Source organism: Streptomyces sp. H39-S7 (assembly GCF_027158205.1).
Lineage (GTDB): Bacteria > Actinomycetota > Actinomycetes > Streptomycetales > Streptomycetaceae > Actinacidiphila.
Window position 1 is genome coordinate 90,831 of the sequence record NZ_JAPVLU010000011.1, and the last position, 24,465, is coordinate 115,295.

Sequence of the window (24,465 nt, forward strand, 5' to 3'; positions counted from 1 at the left end):
ACCAGCTGCCACTCATGCATCGGTCAGCGCAGTCCGCCCAGAGCACCAGCCCGCTGCCCCACGTGGGGCCGCCACCTCGAACGCATCGTGGACCCCGCCATTTGGGCGGTTGTCCACACATGGCGGAGCCGGCGTCTGCCCAATAGTTGTCATCCGAGTCCTTCCAGGAATTGGGATGCCTCGTACCGGAGCTGGAAGGTATGGGCGTGGTCGCCGTTCATCCAGTACAGGGTCATGGCGGAAAGAATGCTTTCTTTCACCCAGCGGGTGCGAGAGGGCGCACCAGCATTCTGGTCGAGGATCCATGCCTCCACCTGTTGTGGCAGGCCGAAGGTCAGCCTGTAAGCGTCCGGGGCGTCCAGGGCGCGGATTTCCCACACATGGTGGGGTGCCGACTGCCTGAGTCGGCGCAGGCGGACCAGGTGTGTCGGGTGCTCGAGCGCGTAGTTGACGAAGGCGTACAGGTCGTCGGAGGCTAGGCCGAGGACGAACGGTGCGGCGGGAAAAGCCAGGATCAGTCCCAGGGTGGAGCGGCTTTGCAGGCTTTCTGCCAGGACGTCGAGAGGAATGGTGAGCGAGGGGTGGGAGACGACCGGTTCCTCCCACAAGTCGAGAAGTGGCCGCCGCAGATAGTTCCGAATCTCGTTGGTGGCAGGGATGTCGGCCGCCGGCAACGCCTTCATCGCGGCGTGGACATCCTTTGCTGCCGTCCTCACCAAATTCCGTAGCTTCTTGAAGTCCGGGACCGACAGGTCCACCAGGGACAGCTGGTGGGCGAGCGCGAACTCTTGGGCATCCTGGGTGAATCCGGAGGTCGAGAAGATCGCGTAGCTGTAGCGGTAGCGGGTCCTTGGCCGACGCGGGCCTGAGCTCGTCGCCACGGTGGTAATGACATTTTCGTTCACGTCGTGCACGACTCCGTGGCCGTTGCGGACGGTGGAGAGTCCGACCTTGGGGTGCGTGAACTTCCCCTCGACGAACAGGCGTACCGGCAGCGAGAAGGGCGGGACATACCGGAACTGCCCCAGCGTGTCTGCCTGATGCCACGCTCCACGGCCGCGCACTACCAGGCCGTGGTTGCGTTCCTCCAGCACTTTCCACGGCACCTTCTCCTGATCGTCCCGTGCGGTGAGGACTTCGTACCCACTGGACCGCAGCAGCCATGCCAGGACTTCTTCCAGGATGTATCCGCGCAGCACAGCCTCAGCGATCATGGCGAAACCCTAACCGTGTCGCGGTAGGGCCCGCCAAGCGGTGCCGGGCGGTGGGATGTCATCGCGCGCACCTCCTCACGCTGGTGCCACGGAGCGGGGCCCGAAGGCACCAGCAGGGTCGGGTGACGCGGTACGGGGCCCATCGTGCTCGCGGGCTATGCCGTCTGCCGTTGAGGAATCCAGCACTGCGCAGCGGCGCAGCGGAACCAGTCATGCGTCGGCTTCGCCGGGCGAAGGCGACCGCCTTACGGGAGGTGCGATTGCAGTTGTCGAGCTTGCTCTCCCATGGGGCCGGTAACGCGTGCGGTTCGGCTGATCAGTGTCGCTGCAGCGATGCGCTGCTCATCTGTGCCGTCCAGCATTGCCGACCAAGAGTCGCTGGCCTGGGTCGGGTCGAGGGCCTCGAGGGCGGCGTCGAGGGTCTCGGGGGCGCAAGCGTCCGCCACGTTGAGGAACTCCGTCAAGCCGATGGCAGCGTGGAAGCTGTCCTTCGCCAGTGCGCTGGTGAGGTCTGGACGGCTGCGGCGCAGCAGTTCCACAGCTACAGGCCTGTTCGTTGCGGCAAGGGATTGGATGGCGTCGGCCGCCCAGTCCCAGTGCGCCCCGCCGGACAGGTCCAAGGAGAGCGTTCCACCGCGCTGACCGACGGTCACTGCAGCTTCCGGGGCGATCGCGATGGCCCAACTCGGCATGGTGGTGATGTCGTCTGCGTGGGCGGTGATCCAGCTGCGGCCCGGTTCTCGGGTGGTGCCGCAGCTGAGGGCCTGCGTGATGGATCGAAGTTCCGCCATGTTATGCCAGAGCCCTTTGGTGCGGGTATCCAGGGCGGTGAGAGCGATGTGGTCGGTGAACGTGGCGTACGCGGCGGGGTCGTGACTGTGGAGCCAGTGGGCTAGTAGATCGAGGCTCTCCCATGAGCGCAGGTCGCCGTTGCTCACCGCATCAGCTGCGGTTTCCCACGAGGTCGCGGCAATGATGCGCTGCACAAGGATCGTGGCCTCTTCGACGAACCCACGCCGGGCCCCCTCCAAGGGCTGGGGCTCCTCGCCCCAGAAGGTCGCCAAGAAGAACTCGAACAGGTCATTGACGGCCGGCCCCGGTGCCGCGGTCAGCGCGCGGCTGATGGCTGGAACGGCCTCGCCCATCATCTCGAAGTACAGCTTGGTGTCCGCTGCGGCGCACCACATCGCGAATTCGGTGTAGCCGTGGAGGGAGTATTCGTCGAGGTCGTGGGCCGCGGCCAGCAAGGGTGCGCGGTCCAGCGCCTGCACGCATTGCTCCTTCCACACCTGGGGCACTACCTGCCACAGCTCGCCCACCAGCTCGGCCCAGGAGAAGGCGGATCCGGCCGTGAAGTCGGCGCTCAGGCGGTGGGCGAACTCACGAGGCGTGATCTGTCCTGCGGTGCTGGCCCAGCTGCCGCTGTCGCCGGTGTGGGAGCGCAGTGCGCTGGCGGCCCAGCGCAGCGCATAGGCCTCAGCTGAGGTGGCCTCGTTGATCCAACGAGCGATGGTGCTGTCGTAGGCCAGCACCTGGGTGCAGGCTTGTTCTCCCCACCAGGTGATGTTCCACAGGACCATCGCTGCTGTCGCTCGTTCCTCGCGGGGTGCGTGGATGCAGCGTTCCACCAAGGTTCGAGTCGTTGTCTCGTTCATGAGCGCTTGGGGTCGTCTGTGCCGGAGCTGGTCGACTTGACGAAGGTCATCCAGCAGCCAGTGGATGCCTTGGAGGGCTGTGGTCGGATCGGTCAGCTGCTTGCGGAGGTGTTGCAGGAGCTGTTCGTCGGGCTGGGGGTCCGCGGTGAGGACGGCACGCAGTGCGTATGCGGCGAAACGTTGGTGGGTGGTGCGAATGCGTTCACCGGGCAGTGTAAGGCGGCGTCCGGTGACGGCGGTCAGCGCGTCGTGGGCCCATCGTGGGGAACGGTCGAGATTCTCGGCGGCCAGGGCGAGCAGTGTCGCCTCGTCGATGCCGGCGTCGAGGGAAAGGAGTTGCTGCGCGCTGAGGACCGCGAGCAGGAGGTCTGCTCGCTGGTGTTCGCGCAGGAAAGCGACTTCCTCTGCGGCGCGGCGTTCCCCTCCGGTCAGGACGAACATGAACTGCCATGGGCGGGTGGCGTGGCGTGCTTGGGTGAGCCGTTCGTCGATGGGGGTGGTGAAGGGCTTGTGGCCTAGGCGGTCGTCCAGCTGGGAGAGAACGGGTAGGAGGTCGTTTTGGTGGGCGCTGACGTGGTCCGCCAGGAGCCGAACAGCCCGGGCGGGCAGCAGGTGCACGGTGGCCGGGTCCGTCGAGGGGGTGTTCTCGTCGTCGGTGTGGACGAGCAGGATCTTCAGTCGGCTGGAGGCAAGGCGTTCCAGATCGGTGTGGACCTCGGGACGCAGGGCTTGTGCGTCGTCGATGACAGCCACGGTGGGATAGCGCGAGTGGGCGAGGGCTTGAACGGTCGCGCGGGTGGCGACTGCGGCCTCGGCGAGTTCGACGACTTCCCAGCCGTCGTGGTTGAGCTGGCGTGCGGCCTGGAAGGCGGTGAGGGACTTGCCGCATCCGCTGGGGGCTTGGAGGCGGGCCAGGTTGGCGACGGTCAGCCGCTGGGCCACATCGTCGGCTTCGGGGGTTTGCGGGCAGGCTTCGGTGTCCTGGGAGGTGAGCCGGTAGCCGCGCAGGGCGGCCCCCAGGTCTCGCTGGATGGTGTAGTCGACCCAGCGCCAGCCGGGCAATTCGGGCTCGGGGACCAGTTGGGATGCGAGGTCGGGCAGGGCGTCGTCGGCCGTGGCGGTGACGGCGAGTGGTCCGGTGGCGAAGGGGCCGATGCGCACGACGGGCCAGTGCTGCCCCATGGGGCCGGTCAATTGGGTGACGACGTCCTCATCGCTTTCGGAGTAGCCGACGATGAGCAGGACGCGGGGGCGTTCGGTGAGCATGGCGCGTACCCGCTCGGCAAGGTCGGATGGGACGAAGCCTGGCTCGTCGGGCAGGATCCATGGGGCCCCGGGATGGGCGGCGTCCCCGTGGGGTTTGACGAACTGGGCTGCGGCAGCCGGCAGTGGGGTGCCGTACTGGGAACCCCATGCGCGTTCAATGGCGGTGTCCCAGTTGAAGGAGACGGTGAGCTCGATCAGGCCCTGGTGCATCAGGCGTGCCATGGCCTGGTGTGCGGGTGAGGGCCGGCGCTGTCGGTCGAGTGCCTGGAATCCGTACTGGAAGGAAGTGCGGGCATCGGGGTGCAGGCGCAGTTGCTGGTAGCCGTGGCTCAGTCTGTCCCGGTCGTTACCGATCAGGTCTTTGGCCGGTGCGGGTGGCTGACCGGTGGCGTGGGCTGTCGCGTTCAGTGCGGGCGGGCACGCATCCAGGGCCTGCCAGAGCAAGGGGTTGAGTCCGGCGGTCATGGGATATCCGGCGAAGGACATGCCTGCCCCGACGATGGCTACGGCTCCCCAGGGCCTGATCTGCGCCATGGCCGCTTGCAGCTGATGTTCGTAGGGCTGAGCGTGTGAGTGGTTCACGGTTGCCGCCAGAAGAGGTGACTCGCACGGGGCGCGGCGCCGACACGCCGCGGGTTCAGAGTGCCACCCCACCCCTATTCTCGTCAATATGACGACAATGGGGGGTCGACCTGCTCCTCGAGTCCAGCCTTTCCCCTTCATCTGCAGGACGCCAGGCCTCCCGTTTCGCATCCGGCAATGCCGTTGCGTTCCCGGCGCTGCTTCCCCGCTGGAACAGCGGGCTGAAGTTCACAGCGCACCGTCATGGGGTGGGAGGCTGGTGCCATGCCCCCTATGCAGCCCTTCGCTCCCGACTGGGACCGCGTCGCAATACAGCAATCCGAGCAGTGGAACTGGCTCGCGGTCGAGATAGCCGAGATCCGGCGCTGCGCCGACGTGGGCGATCAGGCACACGACCGGCTTGCACTCATCCTCCTCGACCACCTGGTGGAGGTCGTCGTAGGTCGTGAGGTCAACGCTCAGCTGGCTTTCCAGATCGCCGACAGCCGCATCGAAGAGATGCGCGCGTTCCGGGACGGCGGCGGGGAACTTAGCCAGGAACTGAACCGGCTGGTCGATGAGCACGTGGGACCGGATCGCCGCCAGGCCATGGACGCTCACCTGCACGAGAAGACCCGGTTCCTGATGCGCAGGGGCGTGCTGGCCACCCCGGAACGCGACGTTCTCGACCGTCTGCACCAGTACCGCAACGCCGCCTACCATCGGGACACACTGGAGCCGGACCTGATCTCCGATCTCGTCCTGGCCTACCGGGTGCTGGCCGACGAACTCATCGGCCGGCACCAACCCATCGCGTGGACGATGGCGTCTTCCGACCCGGCCCCCATCGTGACGCCCCAGCAACTTCGGGGCCGGCTCACCGAAGGTGTGGACGTCGACCGCAAAGCGATGGCGCGCCGGTTCCGCGCCCACGCGGTGCAGCGCGTGCAGGCCATTGCCGAAGCAGTCGCCACCGCGCAGCAGTTGCTGGGTGTCAACAGCTCCGGGGAGGCGGACGCCTCCCTTCCCGAGGATGATATGGCCCGCATGCTGAAGGATCTCTGCGAGGTGTCTAGGCACCTGCCGTCCTGGGCGAGGCAGGCGGAGGGGTTGAAGTCCAAGACCTCGTCGCTCACGGGGCTGATGCTGCCGTTCATCAACCTGGATCGGGCGTTGAGCTGCGTCGAGCCGTCCGTGCGGCGCCTCGACATGATCTTCGACTGGTGGGAGCAGCGTCGGATCGACGAGCTTCGCGGCAGGTAGTAAGGGCCCGCGGCAGGTGTGCGGCGGCCCGTCGCGTCTGCGCGAACGATCCGGCTGGCCCCCTTGCTGTTGCAGCTTTGCATGCCGGTTTCCAACCGTTGCACGGGCGCCGGCAGCGGTACGGGTATTGCTCGCCCGATGAGCTGCGGCGGGCGTGATAGAACGTGAACGGCCGGCGTACCCGCAAGCGCACGGCCATCTCGGGCGCCGCCTCGTGCTGCCCCGTTGATCTACCTCGAGAAGCAGGCGGTGGAGGCACGTGCAGCCAAGAAATGAGGACAGCGTCGCCCGGTTCACGGCCCGCTATCCCCAGCCCGACATGACGCCTGCGGAGTTCGAAGAGTTCGTGGTGGAGCTGCTGCGTTCGGGAGAACCTGCAAGTCTGGACTTCACGGTGACGTTGCACGAAACGGTCCAGGGCTTCGATGGCGGCTACGACATCGATGCGACCGTGCGCTATGCGTTCCTCGGCATGGACTTCCTCGTCCTGGTCGAGGCCAAACACCATCAACATCCCATCAAGCGGGAACTCGTGCAGGTCCTGCACCAAAAGTGCACGAGCGTCGGCGCGCAGAAAGCTCTGATGGTGTCCACCGCGCCGTATCAAAGTGGGGCGGTGGCATTCGCCCGGGCGCACGGAATCGCGCTGCTGACCGTCACCGAGGGCCGCTACACCTTCGAGACCAAGTCCGCCGATGGCCGGCCGGCCCTCACCCGCGAGCAGGCCCTCGATCACTTCGGCCTGCCCGCCTTCGCCGCCCATCTGTACACGGCGGGAGAAACGCCGACTACCACCTTGGTTCAGCTGGTCACCCCCGCCGAACCAGCCGCCCTGCAGGAATGGCTGCGCAAGGATCCATCGCGGTGAAGCGGTAGACCCTGCGGTCAGCACACAATCCCGGCATGCGGTCCCGCAGAGGCTGGTGGTGGCGGGCCGGGTCACGCCGCCAGAGGGCGGCAGCCGCGGCCCCGGGACGCACCGGGCATCAGCAACGGCCCCCCGGGCGCGCAAAGCCCCAGCTACTCGCAAGTGCAGGCTCTTTCTCTTCGGTGGTGCCGTGAAGCAGGAGACAGGCGGCCGCACCTCACGATGCGCTGCGAATGCGCACGCGTTGGCACGGACTACCGGGAGTGGAACCACCAGATCCCGCTGGTCACGGCGGCACTGCCGACGGCGTACGCGGCGCCTCGAATCATGGCGAACCCAGCAGCCCGCAGCATGTGTCGAGGCCCCTTGCGGAAACGGCTTGTCATGTGATCTTTCCCCTCTGAGCTGGTTGCCGTGCGCCCAGCGCACGGCCGGCGGATGCCGTAGGACTCAGTAGGCCAACCCGCCCCCTGGTGAGGGTGCCAGTCAATCGCGGGGTTCTAACTACACTGGCCGGGTGGTGTGGAAAGAGCCCAGCGACGCCGAACGGCGACTGCATGAACAGCTCGCGGCACAGGGACTATCCGTGAGCTGGGCAAAGATCCGCCGATGGCGGGAGTTCGGCGCGCTCCCCTGGAAGAAACAGCAGGGCCTGGGGCGTGGCTCGGGGTCCACCTCGCAGCTCCTGCCGGAGACCTTCCCGGTGGCTCAGGCCCTGGCTTTGGCCACCGTCAAGAAAAGGCCCCTGGAGCAGGCGGTACTCCACGTGTTCAGCACGCGCCCCCAGACCTGCGCGGCCGCGCCGGCACTGCTACCCGAACGTGCGGTTCGACGCGCTCTGGCTTGGTATATGACCCGGCATGACTCCCATCCGCTGGCTGTCATCGAGAGGGCCGTACGGTCCGCGGGCAGCCCCGACCAGGCCATGAACGCCGCTTTGGAGGCGGCGCACCGCTACTTCCGCAAGCTGTACCGCCAGGCGAAACAAAAAGGCCACCCTGCGGGCACAGCGGTGCCCGATAGCCTCGCCGACGCCCAGGCTCTCGCCACCTTCGCCGTGGCCACAGTGCATGGCTTCGAGAACTTCGGCGCTGACGCCATCGTGGAGGCAGTCAGCATGTCGCTGCCGGAACTCGCCGACGAGTACGGTGCACAAATCTTCGAGCAGATGAGTCAGACATCCCGAGAGGTAGAAAGCGAAGGCGAGAATCCATTTTCCCGCCGCACCCGCTGGCCCTCACTCCCAGTCCGGATCCAGAGTATGGAACGGATCGAGTACCCGTTGATCTGCGCGGTCCGCGACGTGCTGGCTCTCTTCGTAGAAGCCTCCCCTGCCCTGATCGTGGCCCGGAACGAGGGGATCCAGGACCCCGACGTACGACACATTGAAGCAATTCGGTCGTCGAACCGGCGCACGAACGACTACCTGGAGCGGGCCGAGGCCATCAGTCGCCAGCCAGCAGAACGGGCCTGGAAAGACTTCACCGGTCTTCTTCTCAACGCGTGCACTCCCCCGCGGCTGCTGACGTTCCAGGAAGACGTCACAGCCCTCGATCCCGCTCTGGACGACGTGCCCGGCCTTTACTACCGCCTACTCGCCAGCTATGCACGCACGGCAGCGACCAGCCCGAACAAAGTCTGAGGCCCAAGCCCAACGACACCGTTCCGGACCCGACGGACGACAAGTTCTCCGGTGCTCGTCCCACCTTGCGCCCGGGGCACCCCCCGGCCTGGTTCATGCACAGGACCGCCATCACGTTGTCGGCGAGAACGCCACGTCCCCGCGCGCCCCAGCGAACCACCGTGGCGCGGGTCATACAGCGCGCGGCCGCCGGCCCACTGCGACAGCTCGGTGATCAGGGCGACCCCGTCGTCGATTTCCCCCGGCCGCGGCCTGCAGACAAGCACCGGCCCTTCGACTGCACCGTACGTCTGGTGCAGGGTCTCAGTGTCTACAGCACCGATGCGGGGGCGGTCGCACTCCATCCTCAGTGCGCACCCCAGTACGCAGATGAACCGCGCCTCCGGCATCGGGTGTGCACGCTCTCACTCGTCTCCAATTCAAGCTAAGTACCTATGTAGTTGCAACACTGTCCAATTGAACTGCCGCACCACAGGTCAGTGATGTAGTCCCACTGCGCGCGGCTACATCACCCCAGTTCACAGGCCCTCTGAGCTCTACCGAAAGATTTACCGCACCCCAGGTCAACAATGTACTGATGCGGCAACTGTGCCGGTAAACGACAGCCGAGAATCACAGGGCCGTACTGGCCGATGTCCGCGACCGTCGATGCGGGCAGCACGTCCGCACGCAGACCCTCGCCGCGCAACGCCTCGCCGATCATCTCAGCGATCCCGGCGGTCGAGTTGTTCTTCGTTCCGTACGCGACGAGTACACGCTCACTCATGGCGGGCCTCTCACAGCTCTCGCATCTGGTCGTCGGCCACGCCGTGCATGACCCATGTCCATCGTCTGCCTATTCGAACGCCCAGGGCAGAGGCCGAACGGCCCCAGCGTCCAGCGTCCACCGGGGTGCGGAGTGCTATGACCCTGGTATCCCCCTCGGGACCCGTAGCCGAGTAAGGTGACCCCCGGATTGTGGACAGAGGGTTCATGCTGCGAGTGAGAGTTTAGCTGTCTTGTGGTGCTGCTGTTCGAACTCCATCGGGGAGAGGTAGTTCAGCGCGCTGTGGCGTCGGCGGGCGTTGTAGTAGGTGAGCCACTGGAAGATCTCCAGCCTCGCCTGACGGAATGTCGAGAACAGCTTCCGGTGCATCGTTTCTCGTTTCAGGCTCTGCCAGAAGCTCTCGGCGAGGGCGTTGTCATTGCTCGAGCCGACCCAGCCTATGCTCCTGCGGATGCCGTACCGGTCGCAGACCTGGGCGAACGCGGCCGAGGTGTATTGGGCGAGTTCAACCGGTCGTTGCAACACCGGGCTGTTGTAGTGAGCGTAGCTGCTCTTCGAAGACCTCGGCCGGGGTCTTCCAGCCGAGGATCTTGCGGGGTCGGTTATTGATCGCCAGGGCGACGGCTTCGAGGTCCTCGGCCGACCATCGGGACAGGTCGGTGCCCTTCGGGAAGTACTGACGCAGCAGCCCGTTCGTGTTCTCGTTTGTGGGTCGCTGCCAGGGCGAGTGCGGATCGGCGAAGAACACCTTCGTCCCGGTCTCGAGCGCGAACTGGGCATGCCCGGAAAGTTCCTTCCCGCGGTCCCAGGTGAGGGTCTTGCGGAGCTGTTCGGGTAGCTTCGTCATCGACTCAGTCAGTGCAGTGTTCATCGCGACGGCGCCGTAACCACCCAATGGCGGGCCGTTCTTGACAGGCGGCACCTCGCCCCAGCCCTCCATCCTCGGCAGATGCACCAGGAGTGCAGATCGGCTGCTGCGCTCGACGAGCGTGCCGATCGCGGACCGGCCCGTCCCAATGATCAGATCGCCTTCCCAATGCCCCGGGACCGCGCGGTCCGCGGCCTCTGCAGGACGTTCGCTGAGGAGGACATCCGCGGTGACATGCCCTTGCGGCTTGTTCCGTGACCTCGACCGAGGCTCTCGAAGTGCCCGCCCGGTGCGCAGGCAGGCGACCAGCTCCCGCTTGAGCGCACCACGGCCCTCGATGAACAGCGACTGGTAGATCGCCTCGTGGCTGATGCGCATGGATTCATCCTCGGGGAAGTCGGCCTTCAACCGGTGCGAGATCTGTTCCGGGCTCCATGCTGTCGCCCACCGCCTGTCTTGCCGGTGCGGCTTGTTCAGCCCTTTCCACGGAGGCGTGGGCGGTCCCGCGACGACCGTCCCGTCAGGCCGGTGAACGTTCCCCGAAAGCCGCTCCTGCACGTACTCACGCAACCGGTCGTTGCCCAGGAGCTTCGCGCTCTTCGGGCGCTTGGCCGCCTGCTGAGCCTTCCACTGGGCGACCGTCGCGCGGTACTCCTGCTTGCCGCCGCGCGTGGCGGCGTTGCGGCGCAGTTCGCGAGAGATTGTCCCGGGGTCACGCCCCAGGGCGCGGGCGATCTCGCGCACGCCCTTGCTCATCGCACTGAGGATCGCGATCTCCTCGCGCTCCTCGAACGTGAGGTACCGGCCCGCGGGCTCGGCCAACGAGATCGGAGGCATGCCGCCAGCGTGACGAAACCACCTCGCACCCACCGGCCACGACACGCCGACCGCCAGCGACGCCTCCACTGTCGTGACCCCCGTGGCGATCAGTCACCAGAACTGGCGCTGCACTACCCGAGACGGATCAGGCCGTCCCGGCGAACGCATCGCCGGCCGCAACGCACGGTCAGCGCGCCACTGCCGACGCTGGCCTTCCGGAACATCGCTGGTCTTCAAACTCCAGTCCGCCGTGGCCACGTCGCACCCCTCCGAGATCAGGGTGTTGCGACGACCAGTTGAATCCGCCGTCCATGCCTTCGCCCGGTCCATGCAACAGCGCACACACTTCGGCACGACGGATGACGCAAGGGCACAGGAGATTTTCTCCAGCCTCAGCTCGGGGCACGCCATCGTGCTGCTGACGATCACGCGGCTGGTGGAGACCGTCGCCGAGCAGTCCCTCGTGCTGTTGGACGAGCCCGAGGCCCACCTGCATCCTCCGCTGCTCGCGTCCTTTGTGAGGGCCTTGTCTGACTTGCTGACCGACCGCAACGGCGTCGCGTTGATCGGCACTCACTCGCCGGTGGTCCTGCAAGAGGTTCCTCGCTTGTGCGTGTGGAAGGTTCATCGTTGGAACCGTCGTCCGCCGCGACGGCCGGATCTGGAAACGTACGGGGAGAACGTTGGGGTCCTCACCCATGAGATCTTCGGTTTGGAGGCCCGGCGGGCCGGCTTCCACGCCGAGATCGCCAGGGCCGTCGACGAGCTGGGAACCTACGACCAGGTGCTGGAACGCTTCCAGGGGCAGCTCGGCGGGGAGGCGAAAGGACTGGTCCGGATCCTCCTGGCGTACCGAAACACGGACGGACACCGCTGATGTGGCCCTTGGACCCACCGAAGTTTTCAGCCCGAGACAGCTATGACGCGTGCGTCCGCGGCACGCGGGATCCGCACCGGCGAAGTCTGCTGCTGGCCGCCGGTGACAGCATCGAGGCCGCAGGCGGGCGGTTCCGGCAGGCGGCACAGCGCGGCGCCCTGCACGAGTTGAAGACCACAGAATTCGTCGTGCCGGGCATCGCAGCGAACGACGCCACTCGATGGGTCTACGAGAACGGCATGGTCAACACGGTGGAGGGTCGTGCCGTCTACGACCGGATTATGGCCGCTCCCACGGACGAACGGTGCCCACTGTGCGGGCACGGTGTGGTCCGTACGCTGGACCACTTCCTGCCCAAGAAGATGTTCCCTGCACTGTGCGTGGACCCCCTGAACCTCGTCCCAGCCTGTGCCGACTGCAACCACGCCAAGGGCGAACGGCTGCCATCATGCGCCGAAACCACGCCGCTGCACCCCTACCTGGACCGTATCGAACACGACCCATGGCTGGCGGCCCGGATCGTGGATTGCAGCCCGCTCTACCTGGACTTCTTCGTCAACCCCCCATGCGAATGGGAACAGGTCCTCGTCGACCGAACAGCACACCACTTCAACATGTTCAAGCTGGCCGAACTCTTCGCCACGCAGGCCAACCGCACCATCAACAACATCCGCCAACAGCTCACCACCATGCTGGCCACCGGCGGTCCGGCCGTGGTCAGCGCCTACCTGTCCGCTGAAGCAGCAACGCGCCGCGCCCACCGACTCAACAGCTGGGAAGGCGTCACTTACCAAACTCTCGCGTGCGATGAAACCTTCTGCACCGGCGCATTCATCCCATGAGCCAGGGCTGGCCCCCTGCCCATGGATCAAGCTCCTCCCGAAGGGGGCGGTGCCGGCCGAAGCACTCGACGGTGGCTCGCGCGGACCGGCCTCCGCGGAGGGGATGTCGGCGGAGAGCCCTCGGCAAGGTCAGTCTGCCCAGGGAAACCCGGGAGTCCCGTCGACAGCTTCGCCCTCAGGGCCACCTCGGGGCCGTTGGCGCTGCCGAGCGTCGCTTGTCCGGACTGGCTTGAGTCTGTCGGCGGTGCCACAGCGTCCTGGAGACCCCTGGAAGCTGCCGGATGGGCTGGACGAGTGATTCCATACCCGCCACCGGAGAGGATTCGCCGAAAGTACGCTCCGACTTACGGCGAGGTGTCGCAAAAAACCGCCTCCGTCGGGGAGTTGCACTCGTCAGACGGCCGCCCACAGCCTCCGAGCGGCCGTTGAGGAACGACGTCCTGTACCAGCATGGGTAGTTGCTCCGAACAGAGCGCCCAGAACATCCCTGGAGGCCCCTGTGAGCCCCTGAAGCTCCTGCGAATGTGATGTCCTTCGCTAGTGCTGTGACCGCATAGGTTCGCCGGGTTGGTCGTCGTGGCGGTTGGATGTGGGATGACGTCCGATCCGACCTTGGAGGAGCGGTGGCCGAGCCTGTCCGTGTGCGCAGACTTGCGGACCAAGAGGGGCAGCGGCTACAGCAGATCGTGCGCCGGGGCAGTACACGTTCGGTGCGATATCGGCGCGCGATGATGCTGCTGGCCTCGGCCGGCGGGAACCGGGTACCGGTGATCGCCCAGTTGGTGCAGGCCGACGAGGACACCGTGCGCGATGTGATCCACCGGTTCAACGAGATCGGCCTGGACTGCCTGGACCCTCGGTGGGCGGGAGGCCGTCCTCGCCTGCTCAGTCGTGACGACGAGGACTTCGTGGTCCTGGCGGCCACCACCCGCCCCACCAAGCTCGGCCAGCCTTTCACCCGCTGGTCGCTGCGCAAACTCGTCGCCTACCTGCGGAAAGTCGACAGCCGGGTGATCCGGATCGGCCGGGAGACGTTACGCGGCCTGCTCGCCCGCCGCGGTGTCACCTTCCAGCGCACCAAGACATGGAAGGAATCCCCCGCCCCGGACCGCGAGGTGAAGCTGGACCGGATTGAGGAGGTCCTGGACCGCTTTCCGGACCGAGTGTTCGCCTTCGACGAGTTCGGGCCGTTCGGAATCCGGCCCACCGCAGGCTTGTGCTGGGCCGAACGGAAACATCCCGACCGGGTGCCGGCTACCTACCGCCGCACCCACGGCGTGCGCTACTTCCACGGCTGTTACTCGGTTGGCGACGACACCCTGTGGGGCGTCAACCGCCTCAGGAAAAGCGCCGCGAACACGCTGGCCGCGCTGAAGTCGATCCGCGCCGCCCGGCCCGACGGCGCACCGATCTACGTGATCATGGACAACCTGTCCGCTCACAAGGGCGCCGCCCTCCGCCGCTGGGCGAAGAAGAACAAGATCGAGTTGTGCTTCACCCCGACCTACGCCTCGTGGGCGGACCCGATCGAGGCGCACTTCGGACCCTTGAGGCAGTTCACCATCGCCAACTCCAGCCACCCCAACCACACTGTGCAGACCCGGGCGCTGCACGCCTACCTGCGCTGGCGCAATGCCAACGCCCGCCATCACGACGTCCTGGCCGCCGAACGCAGGGAGCGGGCCCGCATACGAAGCGAGAAAGGCATCCGCTGGGGTGGACGTCCCCTCAAAGCCGTAGCCTGACCCAACTCCCTGAACCTACGAGGGCACAGCATCGGCTCTACTGACGGTCGGCTAGGTGACGTTGAAGGTCGAGGTGCCGGAACTGGTACACGGCTCCGACGCGGCGAAGCACTGCGTGTTGCTGGTGGGCATCGACGAGGAAGCTCATGAGGTTGCGGGGTGCCTTGCGGCGGAGGGCCAGGTACCAGCACGTGATCGTCAGCGCCGGCGAAGCCGTATGCCGGAAGGCCACCGCAAGGCCCCCGTAGAGGCTGAGGCCAATCAGGCCCAACGTCGTCAGGGCCACCTCCGTCAAAGGGAGCTCGGCAGAAGCACCAGCGAAGGCAGCTGGCCCCTGCGTCACGAGCCCGAAGATGAGCAGCCCAGCGATGCCGATCAGGCCCAGGGCCGGAGGGCCAAGGATGATGGTGCGTGCGGTCTTGCGGTCGCGCTCCAGGAGGGAGAGAGGGTCCATAGCAACGACTGTGTCGGCTTCCTGGGTGGCCTTCCGGCCGAACCCCAAGAAGACGATCACTACGGCTACAGGAAGTACCAGGACCCCGGTGCCCACATCTTCCCGGTAAGCCGCGAAGCAGCTGATCGCGAGCACCATCGCGACGCTCAGCCAAGAAACACGGATCCGCGCGGCGGGCTCCGGCTTAGGCTCCAAGAAAGCGTAAAGGGCGCCAAGGACCCAACCAGCGGCCACGACGCCAGCCGTGGCGACCAGCCAGGCAGGCGCGGAAGAAACGATGGCCAGCGGGGTGGCTACTGCGATCGCCACCCAGAACGGCATCCCGATTACCGCGGCATGGATAACACGTGGAACGGCCCGACGCAGATTCCACCATTCGATGTCGGTCGTGCCGCTCACGTTGTCCTTCAGATGACCAGCCAGGAATCGTAGGCTTTTCTCGGCCTCCTCAGCCGTCCACCGGGTCGCACCCGGGCGACCCGGGTCGTATGCGGATGGCACAAAGCCAGCGAGAAGTTGGTCCTCGACTTCGGCGCGGGTGCGGGATGTGCCGGTGGCCGGGTCGATGATGAGATCAACGGGGGACGGGCGCCCTGCAATGGCCTCACCAGGACGGATGCTGTAGATGTCGGCGGCCAGTGAGGCCATGAGGGGGGTGCGGAGTGCGAGAGTGACGGGCCGGGTTGCGTCGGATAGCTCTTCCATGACCGGCCGCCAAAGCTGTGACAGGAAGTCGTCACTGGCACCAGCGCACAGGTGGGCCCGCACTGTCTCTACGTCAAGGTCCTGGAGTTCGATGCCAGCAGCCTGCACGAGTGGTAACGGCCGGGTCCCCGAGTCAGCCGGCTCGTACGACAGGGCGTTCTGGTAGTCCTCGGTGCGGCAAGCGAGAACGATTCCTTGGCCAGCCAGCAGCGCCGCGTTGATTCTCCGCAGCGCCTCCATCCGAAAGCCTTGTTTGATCTCATCGAAGCCGTCCAGCAGAGGAAGTATCCGCCTGTCGTCGAGCAGGGCTCTGGCACGGCTGATCGAGCCGTCCGGTGCCGGGGCGGCCAGGCCCAGGAATTCATAGTCGATCGACAGCCTGCGGTCCATCCAGGCGAACAGATCACCCTCCTCCACTGGATTCCAGGACGCCAGGGAGAGGAGAACCGGGACAGGCTGCTCGCTGTTCTGACCGCGCAGTGCAAGGAGTTTCCGTAACAGCTGGACAAGCAGCACCGACTTCCCCGCTCCCTCTCGCCCCAAGACAACCAGGCGGTGTGTGGGGACCTGTTTGGAGAACACCTCCGTGATCCGCTCGGCACCGGCTCCCCCCAGACCGGCGGAGTCAGCAGCCCACTCATCCCGATTCGGCGCGCCGCCCGTAGGCCAATGCTCGGCCGCCGCACAGATGCTCGCCCAAGGCTCGGTCAAACCCGCAGGGGCCTGCTGCCACGAGACGGTCAAAGATCCATCGTCGTCCAACCCTCGCACTTTCGCCTCGGCCTCCCAGACCTGGCTGACCTTGCGCGCCAGGTCATTGGCGATGCCGGCCAACTGGACGCTGTCCGCCGCATCCCGGCGGTCTGCCTTGTATGCCTCCCATGCCACGGCCAATGAGGCGATCCCGGCCACCAGGCCAAGCACGCTTACACCGAAGCTCAAAACCCCAGCGATTCCAGAGGTGTCGAGTTCGGGTCTCCGCGCCGCCCGTACCGTCCACACCACCCCGGCAACTCCAGCCAGGACAAGCAGAATGCCCACCCAAAGCCAGAGACCCCTCCGGCGCCTGCGTTGTGGCTGCACTCCGAAGCCCCCCATGGAAGAGTGATGCCCATCTCTTTGTCTGCCCATTCCCTGCCGGTAGACGGGGCGCAGCGGGCCCCTGCACTCTCGCTTCGCCCTGACGGTGGACGGTGACGTCGGGGCGGCCGAGCAGGCTGCGCAACGCCTCCCGGCCGCACACGGAGAAGCTTGGCCACACCCGGCGAACCTATGCAGTCACAGCACTAGCTGCGCCATTCGGGCACGACGCGCTGCTGCGCTTGGTCGCCGACGGCGAAGGCGGCGGTCAAGGGACCCTGATCACCGGACTCGCGTTCATGCCCACCCGCGCGCAACGCCAAGCGCGGCCCTTCGACACACTCGGCTGGCCCGCCAATCCCGGCCCGTGGCCAGGCTGGGACCACTACCATGTCAGCGTCCACAACGGACTGCAGAAGATCCAGCTTGTGTGAGGGCAATGCCTACGCTCCGCGCGCTCTACCGGTTCGGCGGGATGCCTTTTAGGCTCGGTGGATGTCCAAGGAGCAGCGGGGTCGTCGTCATCGTCAGCCTCAGCAGCGGCCCGCGCGCCCGGCAAGTCGGGTGCCGGCGCCCGTGGCTCGCCGGGATTGGCAGAGCGATCCGCGGTACGCGGGGTCTTCGCCGCTGCGGGGGCGGCCGGGTGCGGTGGCCACCTTGTTGGAGCGGTTATCCGGCGATCAGCTTGTGGAGTTGTTGATGCCGCATCTGTGGGCGTCGATCGTCGAGGGCATCCCGTCGAACACCTGCGTTGATGCGTGCCACACCCTGCGCTACGCGTACGGGCAGTTCGGGCTGCGCAGCGAGCTGCAGCCCGTGAGCCTCATGGTCCGCAACGGGCAGGGCGAGACCGTGGTGGATACGGCCGAGGAGCCGTGGTGGAGCGCCGACGGCAGCATCTTTCACGGGCACTGTGTGCTGGGCCTGCCGGACTGCCTGCGCGTGGTCGACCCCACCGTTGAGCAGTTCGCCCCCGTGCGGGAGCTGGGACAGGGCCCGCTGGTGGGCCGGACGATTGCCGCCGAGCCCCCGGCACAGGCCGGGCGCCTGATGGCGCCGGGCACGCTGTTCGCGGTGCAGCGCGGCGACTGCAGGCTCCTCTACACCGTCGCTGCCGACCGGTATACCGACGTCGTGCGCGACCAGGAATGGATCACCGCGCACGCGCCCGCTTACTACCGCACCGGTGTCAACCTCGCCTCCATGATGATCCTGGCCCTGCGTATACCGGACGTCATCGGCCGCGCCCGCCAAACCCCTTACCCGCGGCTGCATGCCCTCCTGCGGGTGATCGGCGACGCGCAAGAGGAGATCGACGACGCCCGGGACCTGCGCTTTCGGATCATGGTGGACGGAGTCATCCAAGCGCTGCGCCTGGACGAGATACCCCTGCCCGCAACTACACCGGCTCCCGGTGTCCCGAACCCCGCGTGATCCGTCAGTCCACCCCTCGTGCCGTCACCTCGCAGACGTCGCACCCAAGGTGAGGTCAGCTGAGCCGGTGTGAGGAACGCGGCGAGGTCGACGGCGGCATTGGTGTCGGCGGCGGCCAGCCGAGCCGCGAACGCGACCTGGTCGGCGCTGACACCCGGTGCCAGGCGTGCGAGTTCGGCGAGCAACGCGGCGTGCGCAAGCACCGGCGCAGGCAGAAGGCCCGCGGCGGCCTCGCGGGCGGCCGAGTCCTGGTAGTGCCCCAGGCGCGCAGCCAGCGCGCTTGCGAGCCAGGCATCGAGGTCAGCCTGAACGTAGGACCCGGCCCGGCGGGTCAGCTCATCACGAGCGGCTTCATCGCCCACACGGGTCTCCGCCTGCTCCAAGGTGCCCTGCTCGCGCAGCGTCTGCAGTTCGTCAGCACGAGCCGCGGTGCGGGCGGCTTCGCGCAGTTCGGCGTCCCGAGCTGCGATGGCTGCGGCGTCTGCCGCGAGCTCGTCCTGGACGACGATGTCGTCGTCCGGGTCGTCCACGCCGCCGACGGTGGCGAGCAGCTGGGTGATCCGCTGCCACTCAGCGAGTTCGGCCGGCCCCCGCTCATCGAAGGCCAGATCCTCATCCCGTGCATCCTGCCGATCCTGCCAACGGGCGTTCTCGAGCGCGGCCACAGCCTCGCTGTGCGTCATGCCACGGGCGCGACGGCGGACCGAGCTGCGCCCCACCTTCGCCCCGTCGATCACCGTGCGGGTCACGGACGGTGCAGTACGGGTCTCTGGAACGTGGCGGTGGGAGGCGGCCATGCTCATCAGGTCTCGCCTATCTGTCAGAGGGAGTGACGGCCCGCCCCCAGAGCGCTTTGACGGGCCGTCACTCGATGTATAGCAGGTTCTGAATTCGCTGTGTTCGGAATCCATAGAGACGGGAAATCTGGCAAATTTGCAATTCAGCCCACTAGATGGGCGCCACATTCCGAAATGGGCATTGTGCAAGAAACAGAAGAAGGCGGACTCGCATGCATCATAACCACCGGGAAGCCCCACATTATGTCAGCGACCACGTCCGCGCGGCTGCAGAGGCGCGCGGCCCCCTACGATGCGACGCGCTCCAGGAGCTCACGCACTGCGGGAGGGTTGCCGAACGGTGCGAGGGCGGTCAGGACGGTGTCCAGGCGTCGTGCTGCCCGTGGTGAGTCTCGGTGCCGTCGATCCGCCGGCTGACCCCTTCGGCCTCGGCATAGGCGAACACGTCCTCCAGTGTCCGCAGCCGGACACCGGACCGGTCGGGAACGGCGAATTGCGCGACGGCCGGCCCCGGCAGCGCGCCGCCGGTCCCCGTCGCGTCGCTCGCGCAGCGCCGACTCCCGTGGGGCCCCTCGTGCACACTCCGGCGAGTTGCTCGAAGAACTGGCACCGAAGTGGAAGAGCCCAGGCAAGCGTCACAACTTGTCCAACCCGTGCAGCCCTCTCACGTCACGGGCCGACCGCTACCGCTCTCGTTACCGCCTGCAACCCGTGGACATCGAGGACCCGGCAGAGAGGCGCCGAGGAAACCCCGAGCACGACCGTCGCCTGCCCGTTAGCCTCACCTGCATGGAAGAAGTGGATCTTCTGCCGCATCTGGACGGGACGGAGCGCGGCCTCGTCGTGATGATGTGCGGATTGCCCGGCTCGGGCAAGAGCACCTACGCGCAAGCACTCGAACGCCGCGGCTACACCCGACTTTCGATCGACGAGGTGGTGTGGGCGCGCATCGGCCACGACGCGGCCGACCTCGACCCGGCGGAGTACGAGCAGCTCAAGTCCGCCGTCGAGCAGGAACAGTGGGAATATCTGATCCGCTTGATGGGGGCGAAGGTGCCCGTCGTCATCGACTACAGCTTCTGGAGCCGGGCCGTCCGGGACCGATACAAGGCCGCGATCGAGAGCCACGGATGCCGCTGGGAACTGATCCGCCTCAAAGCCGATCTTGAAACCCTGCGACGCCGACTGGCCGCCCGCAACGAGCGAACCGGCGCTAACAGCGTCACCGTCTCCGATGAACTCCTGGAACGCTACTTCGCAAACTTCGAGGAGCCCATCGGCGAGGGCGAGCGCGTCATCATGCAGCAATGATTCCCCAGCTCGTTAGCCGATGCCGGTGACCTGCAGGGCGGTGGTCCAGTTGGTGGCGATGGCGGTGCGGGCGGAGGACAGGGTGATGGTGCCCTTGCAGACGGCGTTCTTCAGTTTCGTCTCCACGCCGTCCTTGGTGGTGGCGGTCTTCGTACCATAGCGGGGCTCGGGCCACAGGTTCTTCGGATCCCGCGGGGCGCCGCCCAGCTCGAGGGGGACCTGGTGGTCTTCCTCGTAGTCCGCGGTGCTGATGTCGGTGTAGCCGTACTCGGCGATCTGCTGGACCTTCAGCGCGTTGGTGTACGACGTGGGCGGCCGCACGGTCGCGGTCCAGCCCGAGACACAGATCGTGGAGCCGATGCTCGCCTGCGTGACATCGGGGTTGTAGGTGCCCGGGGTACAGGTGCGGTCCGGCAGCGGCAGATACGACTGCGAGCACGTCGCGGCGTGGGCGGTGCCGGTAGCGGCGATGAGACCGGCCGCAGCCAGAGCGACGGCAGATCCGCCAGCGATGACACGGGACAGAGAACGCATGTGAGGGGACTCCCAAGTTCGGCCCGACGGTGGGGGTTTCGGGCGGCTGAGGGCATGACACCACCCGGAAGGTCTATGCGAGTAGACCCCGACGGTGAACATCACGTGACGTGCGCAAACCCCTCACCACCACATGACCAAGACTTTCCGGAACGAAGGGTTTCCGCCGGCAGTCGGGGCACCTTCGGCCTCCTCTTGCTGTGGGTCCTTACCTGTGGTGCGGGTTGCCCGCCGCTTCGGGGTTCATGTGGCGCGCCGCTCTCGCGGAACACGGGGCGATGCCGCCCGGCCAAGGGGGACCGACCCGCTGGGGCCCGACGCCCTGGGAGGGTTGCTCACCTCATTGACGCGCGTCAAAGCCGAAAGTTCTCACGACCGCGCTGCCGCTTCTGCCCTGTCGGTGCGGGGGTTGGCGAGTGCCGCCAGCAGTGGCTCGAACCCGTCGCGCTCCGGTGCGATACGCCGCCAGGTGGGTCCGTTCGGACCGTGCTGCTGCAGACGTGCCAGGGAGGTGAGGACCAGCGGGACCTTGCCGGCGACGTCGAGGTAGCCGTCGCTGTCCTGCTGGGAGGAGCGGGTATGCGCTGTCATGTGCGTCTGCGTGAGGTCGGTGAGGTCCTGGATCCGGTGAGCCAACGCGCGGGGGCCGGCGTCGGTGAATACGAACGCCAGCGGCGGCCAATTGGTCAGTCCGGTGTCGGGGTACAGCGTTTGCCAGTACGGCACGGTCCCTTCCTCGGCCCCGCACCCCTCGCAGGTGCGTGGCGTGGCTGGGTCGTGGACGCGGCGGCGGTAGCACGCGGCGTAGGCGGCGACCTTGTCCGCGACGCGCTGCACCGGTGTGGTGCTGCTGTCGATCTCGACCATCAGCAGCGGCAGGCCGGCCTCCTTCGCCCGCAGCACCGCGTCCGCACGCACATGGTTCTCACCCGAGGGGGTCAGGGCGTGGGGGACCTCGGTCCGCCAGGAGGTGATGTTCCCGATGCCGCCCTGGGTGAACGCGACGATGGTAGGGTTGACGCCCATCGCATGCGGAGCTCCGCCGCGTCCAACCCCCCGGGACCTACGGCCCATCTCCTGCGGGTCACGTTCCAGCAGTCGCCCCGCGGCTTCCAGGCCGGCCGGAGTCAGGCTCCACAGTTTCTGCGACGGCTCCCCCGTCCGGTCCGGTGCCCCGAATCTGCCGGACGGCCCCGCTGTGTTGCCCTCCGAGACCACCTCGCCCCGCGCCGTCAAGGACAGCAGGGCGTTGCGCATCACCTTGTTGTCCGTCAGGTGCGGGCGCACCAAATGCAGGATCTGCGTGGCGGTGGCCACCTTCAGCACGCCCAGCACCTTCAGCGTGTCCTGTTGATCCCTGACCGTCGATCTCGGCTTAGCCATGGAATGCCTCCGTGCGGCTCTGCGGAGACTCCATGCTGGCCTTCCGGTCTGACAATCGGGTTTGACCTGCCCTTCTGGGACGCCCGTGGCCGGCTGGGAGTCGATGATGAGCGTTACCGGGTGGGGGCATCGGCCCTTGCCGGTGCGGATCTGCCGCCGTAGCTGGTCACAGATGAAGGTCAACCACCCGGCCCGGTTTCGCCTTCGGTGGCGAGCAGACGGGACGTGATGGTGAACGAACACCGCTCCTTGCCGCGCCCCTGCTCGGCCTGCGCCGCGCCAGTGCCGCGACCTGCCCGCGTTGACGCCGGAAGCGGCGCGGAAGCCATATGGGCCAATCCGTCGGCAGCCGCCTCAGGCCGGTGGTAGGCATCGATCATGGATTGGATCCTGCCGGAGCCCATGCTCGCCGCCGCCGTCGAAAGCGCCGTGCTGCCTGCGAAGACCGCGGCGGAACCGAAATGGGACGGCTACCGGGCGCTCCTGGCCCGCTACGGGGACGGGCGCGTGGTGATCCGCTCCCGGCGCGGCACGGACATGACTGCGGCTTTTCCGGAGATCGCCGCGTCCGCAGCCGCGCTGCCGGTCGATGTCGGGCTCGACGGTGAGCTGATCGTCTGGGAGAACGGCCGGCTGGCGTTCGAACGGCTGCAAGGCCGGCTGAACCGCACGGCGGCTGCCACTGCCGACCTCGTCGCGAAGTGGCCGGCCCACTTCGTGGCCTTCGACCTTCTCCACCAGGGCAGCACCGATCTCCGAGCCGGTCCTACACCGATCGCCGCACCGCGTTGGCGCGCCTGTTCGCGGACCACGACCTGGGGCCGTCGGTGGTGCTGAGCCCCTCGACCACCGATCCGCACACCGCGGCCCAGTGGCTGTCCTGGTCAGCGGTGGGTATGGAGGGCTTGGTCTTCAAGCGCCTGACGCAGCCCTATCTGCCGGCTGCACGGGGATGGCGCAAATATCGGTCCCGAGCCACCACAGAGGCCCTGGTTGGTGGGGTCAGCGGCTCGCTGTCTGCGCCCACGACCGTGCTGTTGGGACGGCTCGACGTTCACGGGCGACTGCGCTTCGTCGGCCGCAGCACTGTCCTGTCACGGCAGGCCAGCCAGGCTCTGGCCAAGGAACTCACCCCCGCGGCCGGAGGACACCCCTGGACAGGCTGGTCATTCTCCGCCGGCTGGGGAACCAAGGAGAAACTGCGCGTGGCATTGGTCGAACCCCAACTCGTGGCCGAGCTTGCTGCAGACGTGTCCCTTGACCCTTCCGGGAAGTGGAGACATCCCGTGCGCTGGCTTCGGGTCAGGAGCGACGTCTCACCCGCCGACGCACCACTGTTCGGATCAGGCAACCAACCCGCGGCCGGCTGAGACCAACCCGAACGTCAGGACACCGCTCCGGATCGCTCGCGCCTGCCGCCGCCTGCTCTCACATTGATCCCTGGCCGTCAGCGTCGGACAACCGCTCCACGCGCGCATCCGCACGCTGGGCGCGGCGTCGGGCCTCGCGCAGCTCCCGGTCCGCCTCCCGGGCCCTGTCCTTGGCCCGCCGCGCACGGTCGGCCGCCTTGCCCTGCTCCTGCTGCGTCTGCTTCAGCTGCTCGGCGAGGTCGGCCGCCCGCTCCTTGAGCTCCACGGCTTCCTTTGCCGCTGCCTCGACGTCGCGCGCGGCGTCGTCGGCCGCTTCTTGTCGACCACGCAGTACCTCGGCAGCCTGCCGCGCGTCCTGGCGGGCCTGGTCCAGCTCTTGGCGGCGGCGGTCATGTGCGGCGTCGGCCTTGGGCCGGGAGGCGGCCGGTTTGCCGGCAGCGGCTGGCTTGGGCGGTGTGGGCGTGGCGCCGGGTGCTACCCCGGGAAATCCGGCAGGTCTAGTCAGCGCTTTGACCAGGCGGCCGCCAGCCCACGCCTGGGCGGCCTCGGGACTGGCCAGGACCGCCTGCAGCGTTTCCTCGATCTCCCGCTGGACGTCGTCACCCAACTGGTGCCCGGCCTGGGAAGCTAGCTGCCGGGCCTGGCGCGCCAGGGCTGCCACCAGCTGGCGCTGCTGACGGCCCAGCTCACGCAGCTGCTCACCGTCCAGGTCTTGGTGAGCCTGGCGCAGCTGCTCTCCGAGCGCGACCAGCGGATCCGCCACGTCAGGCTGCTCACGCACGAGCACGTTGCTGGCCCAAGCCGACAGGGAGGGGCGGCGCAGCGCCGTGATCTGCCCGGCCAGTTCTCGGTCGCCGGCCTTCTTCGCAGCGGCGGCGTGTTCGCTGCGCGCGGCAATGAACTCTTCCGGCCGCAGCCCGTACAGCTGATCGGCGACATCGTCCAGATCCACCGATCACACCTCGATTCATGCCCCGGGAATGCGCCGAGGGTCGTGCCGCCTGGCCGATA

Annotated in this window: 21 protein-coding genes and 2 pseudogenes; 12 read left to right on the top strand and 11 right to left on the bottom strand. The window is 67.1% G+C overall.

Translation table 11 applies throughout. The features are described 5' to 3' along the window. Positions 1–149 precede the first annotated feature (149 nt). The gene (locus O3X23_RS12780) at positions 150–1,214 is read right to left on the bottom strand and encodes a hypothetical protein (protein WP_269271439.1); all 1,065 of its coding nucleotides are present in this window, start codon (positions 1,212–1,214) and stop codon (positions 150–152) included. 245 nt (positions 1,215–1,459) lie between these two features. Continuing rightward, positions 1,460–4,600 (bottom strand): hypothetical protein, encoded by a 3,141-nt coding sequence (locus O3X23_RS12785; RefSeq protein ID WP_269271440.1) that lies wholly within the window; start codon positions 4,598–4,600, stop codon positions 1,460–1,462. Between the two features lie 390 nt (positions 4,601–4,990). On the opposite strand from O3X23_RS12785, the gene O3X23_RS12790 reads away from it, so the two are divergent. From O3X23_RS12790 to O3X23_RS12800, 3 genes are all read left to right on the top strand, one after another. Beyond that, the gene (locus O3X23_RS12790; protein WP_269271441.1) at positions 4,991–5,959 is read left to right on the top strand and encodes a hypothetical protein; all 969 of its coding nucleotides are present in this window, start codon (positions 4,991–4,993) and stop codon (positions 5,957–5,959) included. Positions 5,960–6,218: 259 nt separating this feature from the next. Further along, on the top strand, positions 6,219–6,827 hold the full coding sequence (locus tag O3X23_RS12795; protein ID WP_269271442.1) for a restriction endonuclease: 609 nt from the start codon (positions 6,219–6,221) through the stop codon (positions 6,825–6,827). A gap of 517 nt (positions 6,828–7,344) precedes the next feature. Continuing rightward, entirely contained in the window at positions 7,345–8,469 is a 1,125-nt protein-coding gene (locus O3X23_RS12800; protein ID WP_269271443.1) for a hypothetical protein, read from the top strand. 508 nt (positions 8,470–8,977) lie between these two features. On the opposite strand, the gene O3X23_RS12805 is transcribed toward O3X23_RS12800, so the two are convergent. The 3 genes and pseudogenes from O3X23_RS12805 to O3X23_RS12815 all read right to left on the bottom strand — a co-directional run bounded on the left by O3X23_RS12805 (position 8,978) and on the right by O3X23_RS12815 (position 11,159). Then, entirely contained in the window at positions 8,978–9,235 is a 258-nt protein-coding gene (locus O3X23_RS12805) for a hypothetical protein (RefSeq protein ID WP_269271444.1), read from the bottom strand. Positions 9,236–9,439: 204 nt separating this feature from the next. After that, positions 9,440–9,760 (bottom strand): integrase core domain-containing protein, encoded by a 321-nt coding sequence (locus O3X23_RS12810; RefSeq protein WP_269271445.1) that lies wholly within the window; start codon positions 9,758–9,760, stop codon positions 9,440–9,442. Beyond that, a pseudogene (locus O3X23_RS12815) lies at positions 9,741–11,159 on the bottom strand (IS30 family transposase). The gene O3X23_RS12810 and the pseudogene O3X23_RS12815 overlap by 20 nt, the downstream one beginning before the upstream one ends. 91 nt (positions 11,160–11,250) lie before the next feature. Between O3X23_RS12815 and O3X23_RS12820 the strand changes: the two are divergent. The 3 genes from O3X23_RS12820 (at position 11,251) to O3X23_RS12830 (ending at position 14,386) form a co-directional block, all read left to right on the top strand. Beyond that, complete coding sequence (locus O3X23_RS12820) at positions 11,251–11,799, top strand: AAA family ATPase (RefSeq protein WP_443047840.1); 549 nt, start codon at positions 11,251–11,253, stop codon at positions 11,797–11,799. Between the two features lie 8 nt (positions 11,800–11,807). Then, positions 11,808–12,641 carry an HNH endonuclease gene (locus O3X23_RS12825; RefSeq protein ID WP_269271447.1) on the top strand — a complete coding sequence of 278 codons (834 nt, stop codon included), beginning with the start codon at positions 11,808–11,810 and terminating at the stop codon, positions 12,639–12,641. A gap of 623 nt (positions 12,642–13,264) precedes the next feature. Continuing rightward, positions 13,265–14,386: an IS630 family transposase gene (locus O3X23_RS12830; RefSeq protein WP_331283906.1), complete on the top strand. Its 1,122-nt coding sequence runs from the start codon at positions 13,265–13,267 to the stop codon at positions 14,384–14,386. Positions 14,387–14,423: 37 nt separating this feature from the next. Here O3X23_RS12830 and O3X23_RS12835 read toward each other — a convergent pair whose 3' ends face one another. Beyond that, positions 14,424–16,469 carry a hypothetical protein gene (locus O3X23_RS12835; protein ID WP_269271449.1) on the bottom strand — a complete coding sequence of 682 codons (2,046 nt, stop codon included), beginning with the start codon at positions 16,467–16,469 and terminating at the stop codon, positions 14,424–14,426. A gap of 398 nt (positions 16,470–16,867) precedes the next feature. On the opposite strand from O3X23_RS12835, the gene O3X23_RS12840 reads away from it, so the two are divergent. The 3 genes from O3X23_RS12840 (at position 16,868) to O3X23_RS12850 (ending at position 18,892) form a co-directional block, all read left to right on the top strand. Next, positions 16,868–17,059 (top strand): hypothetical protein, encoded by a 192-nt coding sequence (locus O3X23_RS12840; RefSeq protein ID WP_269271450.1) that lies wholly within the window; start codon positions 16,868–16,870, stop codon positions 17,057–17,059. A 61-nt stretch (positions 17,060–17,120) separates the two neighbouring features. Further along, positions 17,121–18,059, top strand: a complete 939-nt coding sequence (locus O3X23_RS12845) for a hypothetical protein (protein WP_269271451.1) — start codon at positions 17,121–17,123, stop codon at positions 18,057–18,059. Positions 18,060–18,250: 191 nt separating this feature from the next. After that, a complete protein-coding gene (locus tag O3X23_RS12850; RefSeq protein WP_269271452.1) occupies positions 18,251–18,892 on the top strand; it encodes a hypothetical protein in 642 nt (213 codons plus the stop codon). 358 nt (positions 18,893–19,250) lie between these two features. On the opposite strand, the pseudogene O3X23_RS12855 reads toward O3X23_RS12850, so the two are convergent. Further along, positions 19,251–19,346 (bottom strand): annotated as a pseudogene (locus tag O3X23_RS12855) (transposase family protein); the annotation flags it as partial. A 299-nt stretch (positions 19,347–19,645) separates the two neighbouring features. On the opposite strand from O3X23_RS12855, the gene O3X23_RS12860 reads away from it, so the two are divergent. Further along, the gene (locus O3X23_RS12860) at positions 19,646–20,167 is read left to right on the top strand and encodes an AAA family ATPase (RefSeq protein ID WP_269271453.1); all 522 of its coding nucleotides are present in this window, start codon (positions 19,646–19,648) and stop codon (positions 20,165–20,167) included. 12 nt (positions 20,168–20,179) lie between these two features. Here O3X23_RS12860 and O3X23_RS12865 read toward each other — a convergent pair whose 3' ends face one another. From O3X23_RS12865 to O3X23_RS12875, 3 genes are all read right to left on the bottom strand, one after another. Beyond that, positions 20,180–20,701, bottom strand: a complete 522-nt coding sequence (locus tag O3X23_RS12865) for a hypothetical protein (RefSeq protein ID WP_269271454.1) — start codon at positions 20,699–20,701, stop codon at positions 20,180–20,182. A 369-nt stretch (positions 20,702–21,070) separates the two neighbouring features. Continuing rightward, complete coding sequence (locus O3X23_RS12870; protein ID WP_269271455.1) at positions 21,071–22,084, bottom strand: replication-relaxation family protein; 1,014 nt, start codon at positions 22,082–22,084, stop codon at positions 21,071–21,073. A gap of 179 nt (positions 22,085–22,263) precedes the next feature. Continuing rightward, positions 22,264–22,464, bottom strand: a complete 201-nt coding sequence (locus tag O3X23_RS12875; RefSeq protein ID WP_269271456.1) for a hypothetical protein — start codon at positions 22,462–22,464, stop codon at positions 22,264–22,266. Between O3X23_RS12875 and O3X23_RS12880 the strand changes: the two genes are divergently transcribed. Next, entirely contained in the window at positions 22,463–22,921 is a 459-nt protein-coding gene (locus O3X23_RS12880; protein ID WP_269271457.1) for an ATP-dependent DNA ligase, read from the top strand. The genes O3X23_RS12875 and O3X23_RS12880 overlap by 2 nt on opposite strands. Further along, entirely contained in the window at positions 22,912–23,454 is a 543-nt protein-coding gene (locus O3X23_RS12885) for an ATP-dependent DNA ligase (protein WP_269271458.1), read from the top strand. Before O3X23_RS12880 ends, O3X23_RS12885 begins: the two co-directional genes overlap by 10 nt. Positions 23,455–23,512: 58 nt before the next feature. Here the strand turns inward: O3X23_RS12885 and O3X23_RS12890 are convergent, their stop codons facing one another. Continuing rightward, positions 23,513–24,406: a hypothetical protein gene (locus O3X23_RS12890; protein ID WP_269271459.1), complete on the bottom strand. Its 894-nt coding sequence runs from the start codon at positions 24,404–24,406 to the stop codon at positions 23,513–23,515. Between the last annotated feature and the right edge of the window lie 59 nt (positions 24,407–24,465).

Bases quoted from the DNA above. Each gene is read 5' to 3' on its own strand.
- O3X23_RS12780 (WP_269271439.1), bottom strand. From the start codon at position 1,214: ATGATCGCTGAGGCTGTGCTGCGCGGATACATCCTGGAAGAAGTCCTG.
- O3X23_RS12785 (WP_269271440.1), bottom strand. From the start codon at position 4,600: ATGACCGCCGGACTCAACCCCTTGCTCTGGCAGGCCCTGGATGCGTGC.
- O3X23_RS12790 (WP_269271441.1), top strand. From the start codon at position 4,991: ATGCAGCCCTTCGCTCCCGACTGGGACCGCGTCGCAATACAGCAATCC.
- O3X23_RS12805 (WP_269271444.1), bottom strand. From the start codon at position 9,235: ATGAGTGAGCGTGTACTCGTCGCGTACGGAACGAAGAACAACTCGACC.
- O3X23_RS12820 (WP_443047840.1), top strand. From the start codon at position 11,251: ATGCAACAGCGCACACACTTCGGCACGACGGATGACGCAAGGGCACAG.
- O3X23_RS12845 (WP_269271451.1), top strand. From the start codon at position 17,121: ATGTCCAAGGAGCAGCGGGGTCGTCGTCATCGTCAGCCTCAGCAGCGG.
- O3X23_RS12860 (WP_269271453.1), top strand. From the start codon at position 19,646: ATGGAAGAAGTGGATCTTCTGCCGCATCTGGACGGGACGGAGCGCGGC.
- O3X23_RS12865 (WP_269271454.1), bottom strand. From the start codon at position 20,701: ATGCGTTCTCTGTCCCGTGTCATCGCTGGCGGATCTGCCGTCGCTCTG.
- O3X23_RS12870 (WP_269271455.1), bottom strand. From the start codon at position 22,084: ATGGCTAAGCCGAGATCGACGGTCAGGGATCAACAGGACACGCTGAAG.
- O3X23_RS12880 (WP_269271457.1), top strand. From the start codon at position 22,463: ATGGATTGGATCCTGCCGGAGCCCATGCTCGCCGCCGCCGTCGAAAGC.
- O3X23_RS12875 (WP_269271456.1), bottom strand. From the start codon at position 22,464: ATGATCGATGCCTACCACCGGCCTGAGGCGGCTGCCGACGGATTGGCC.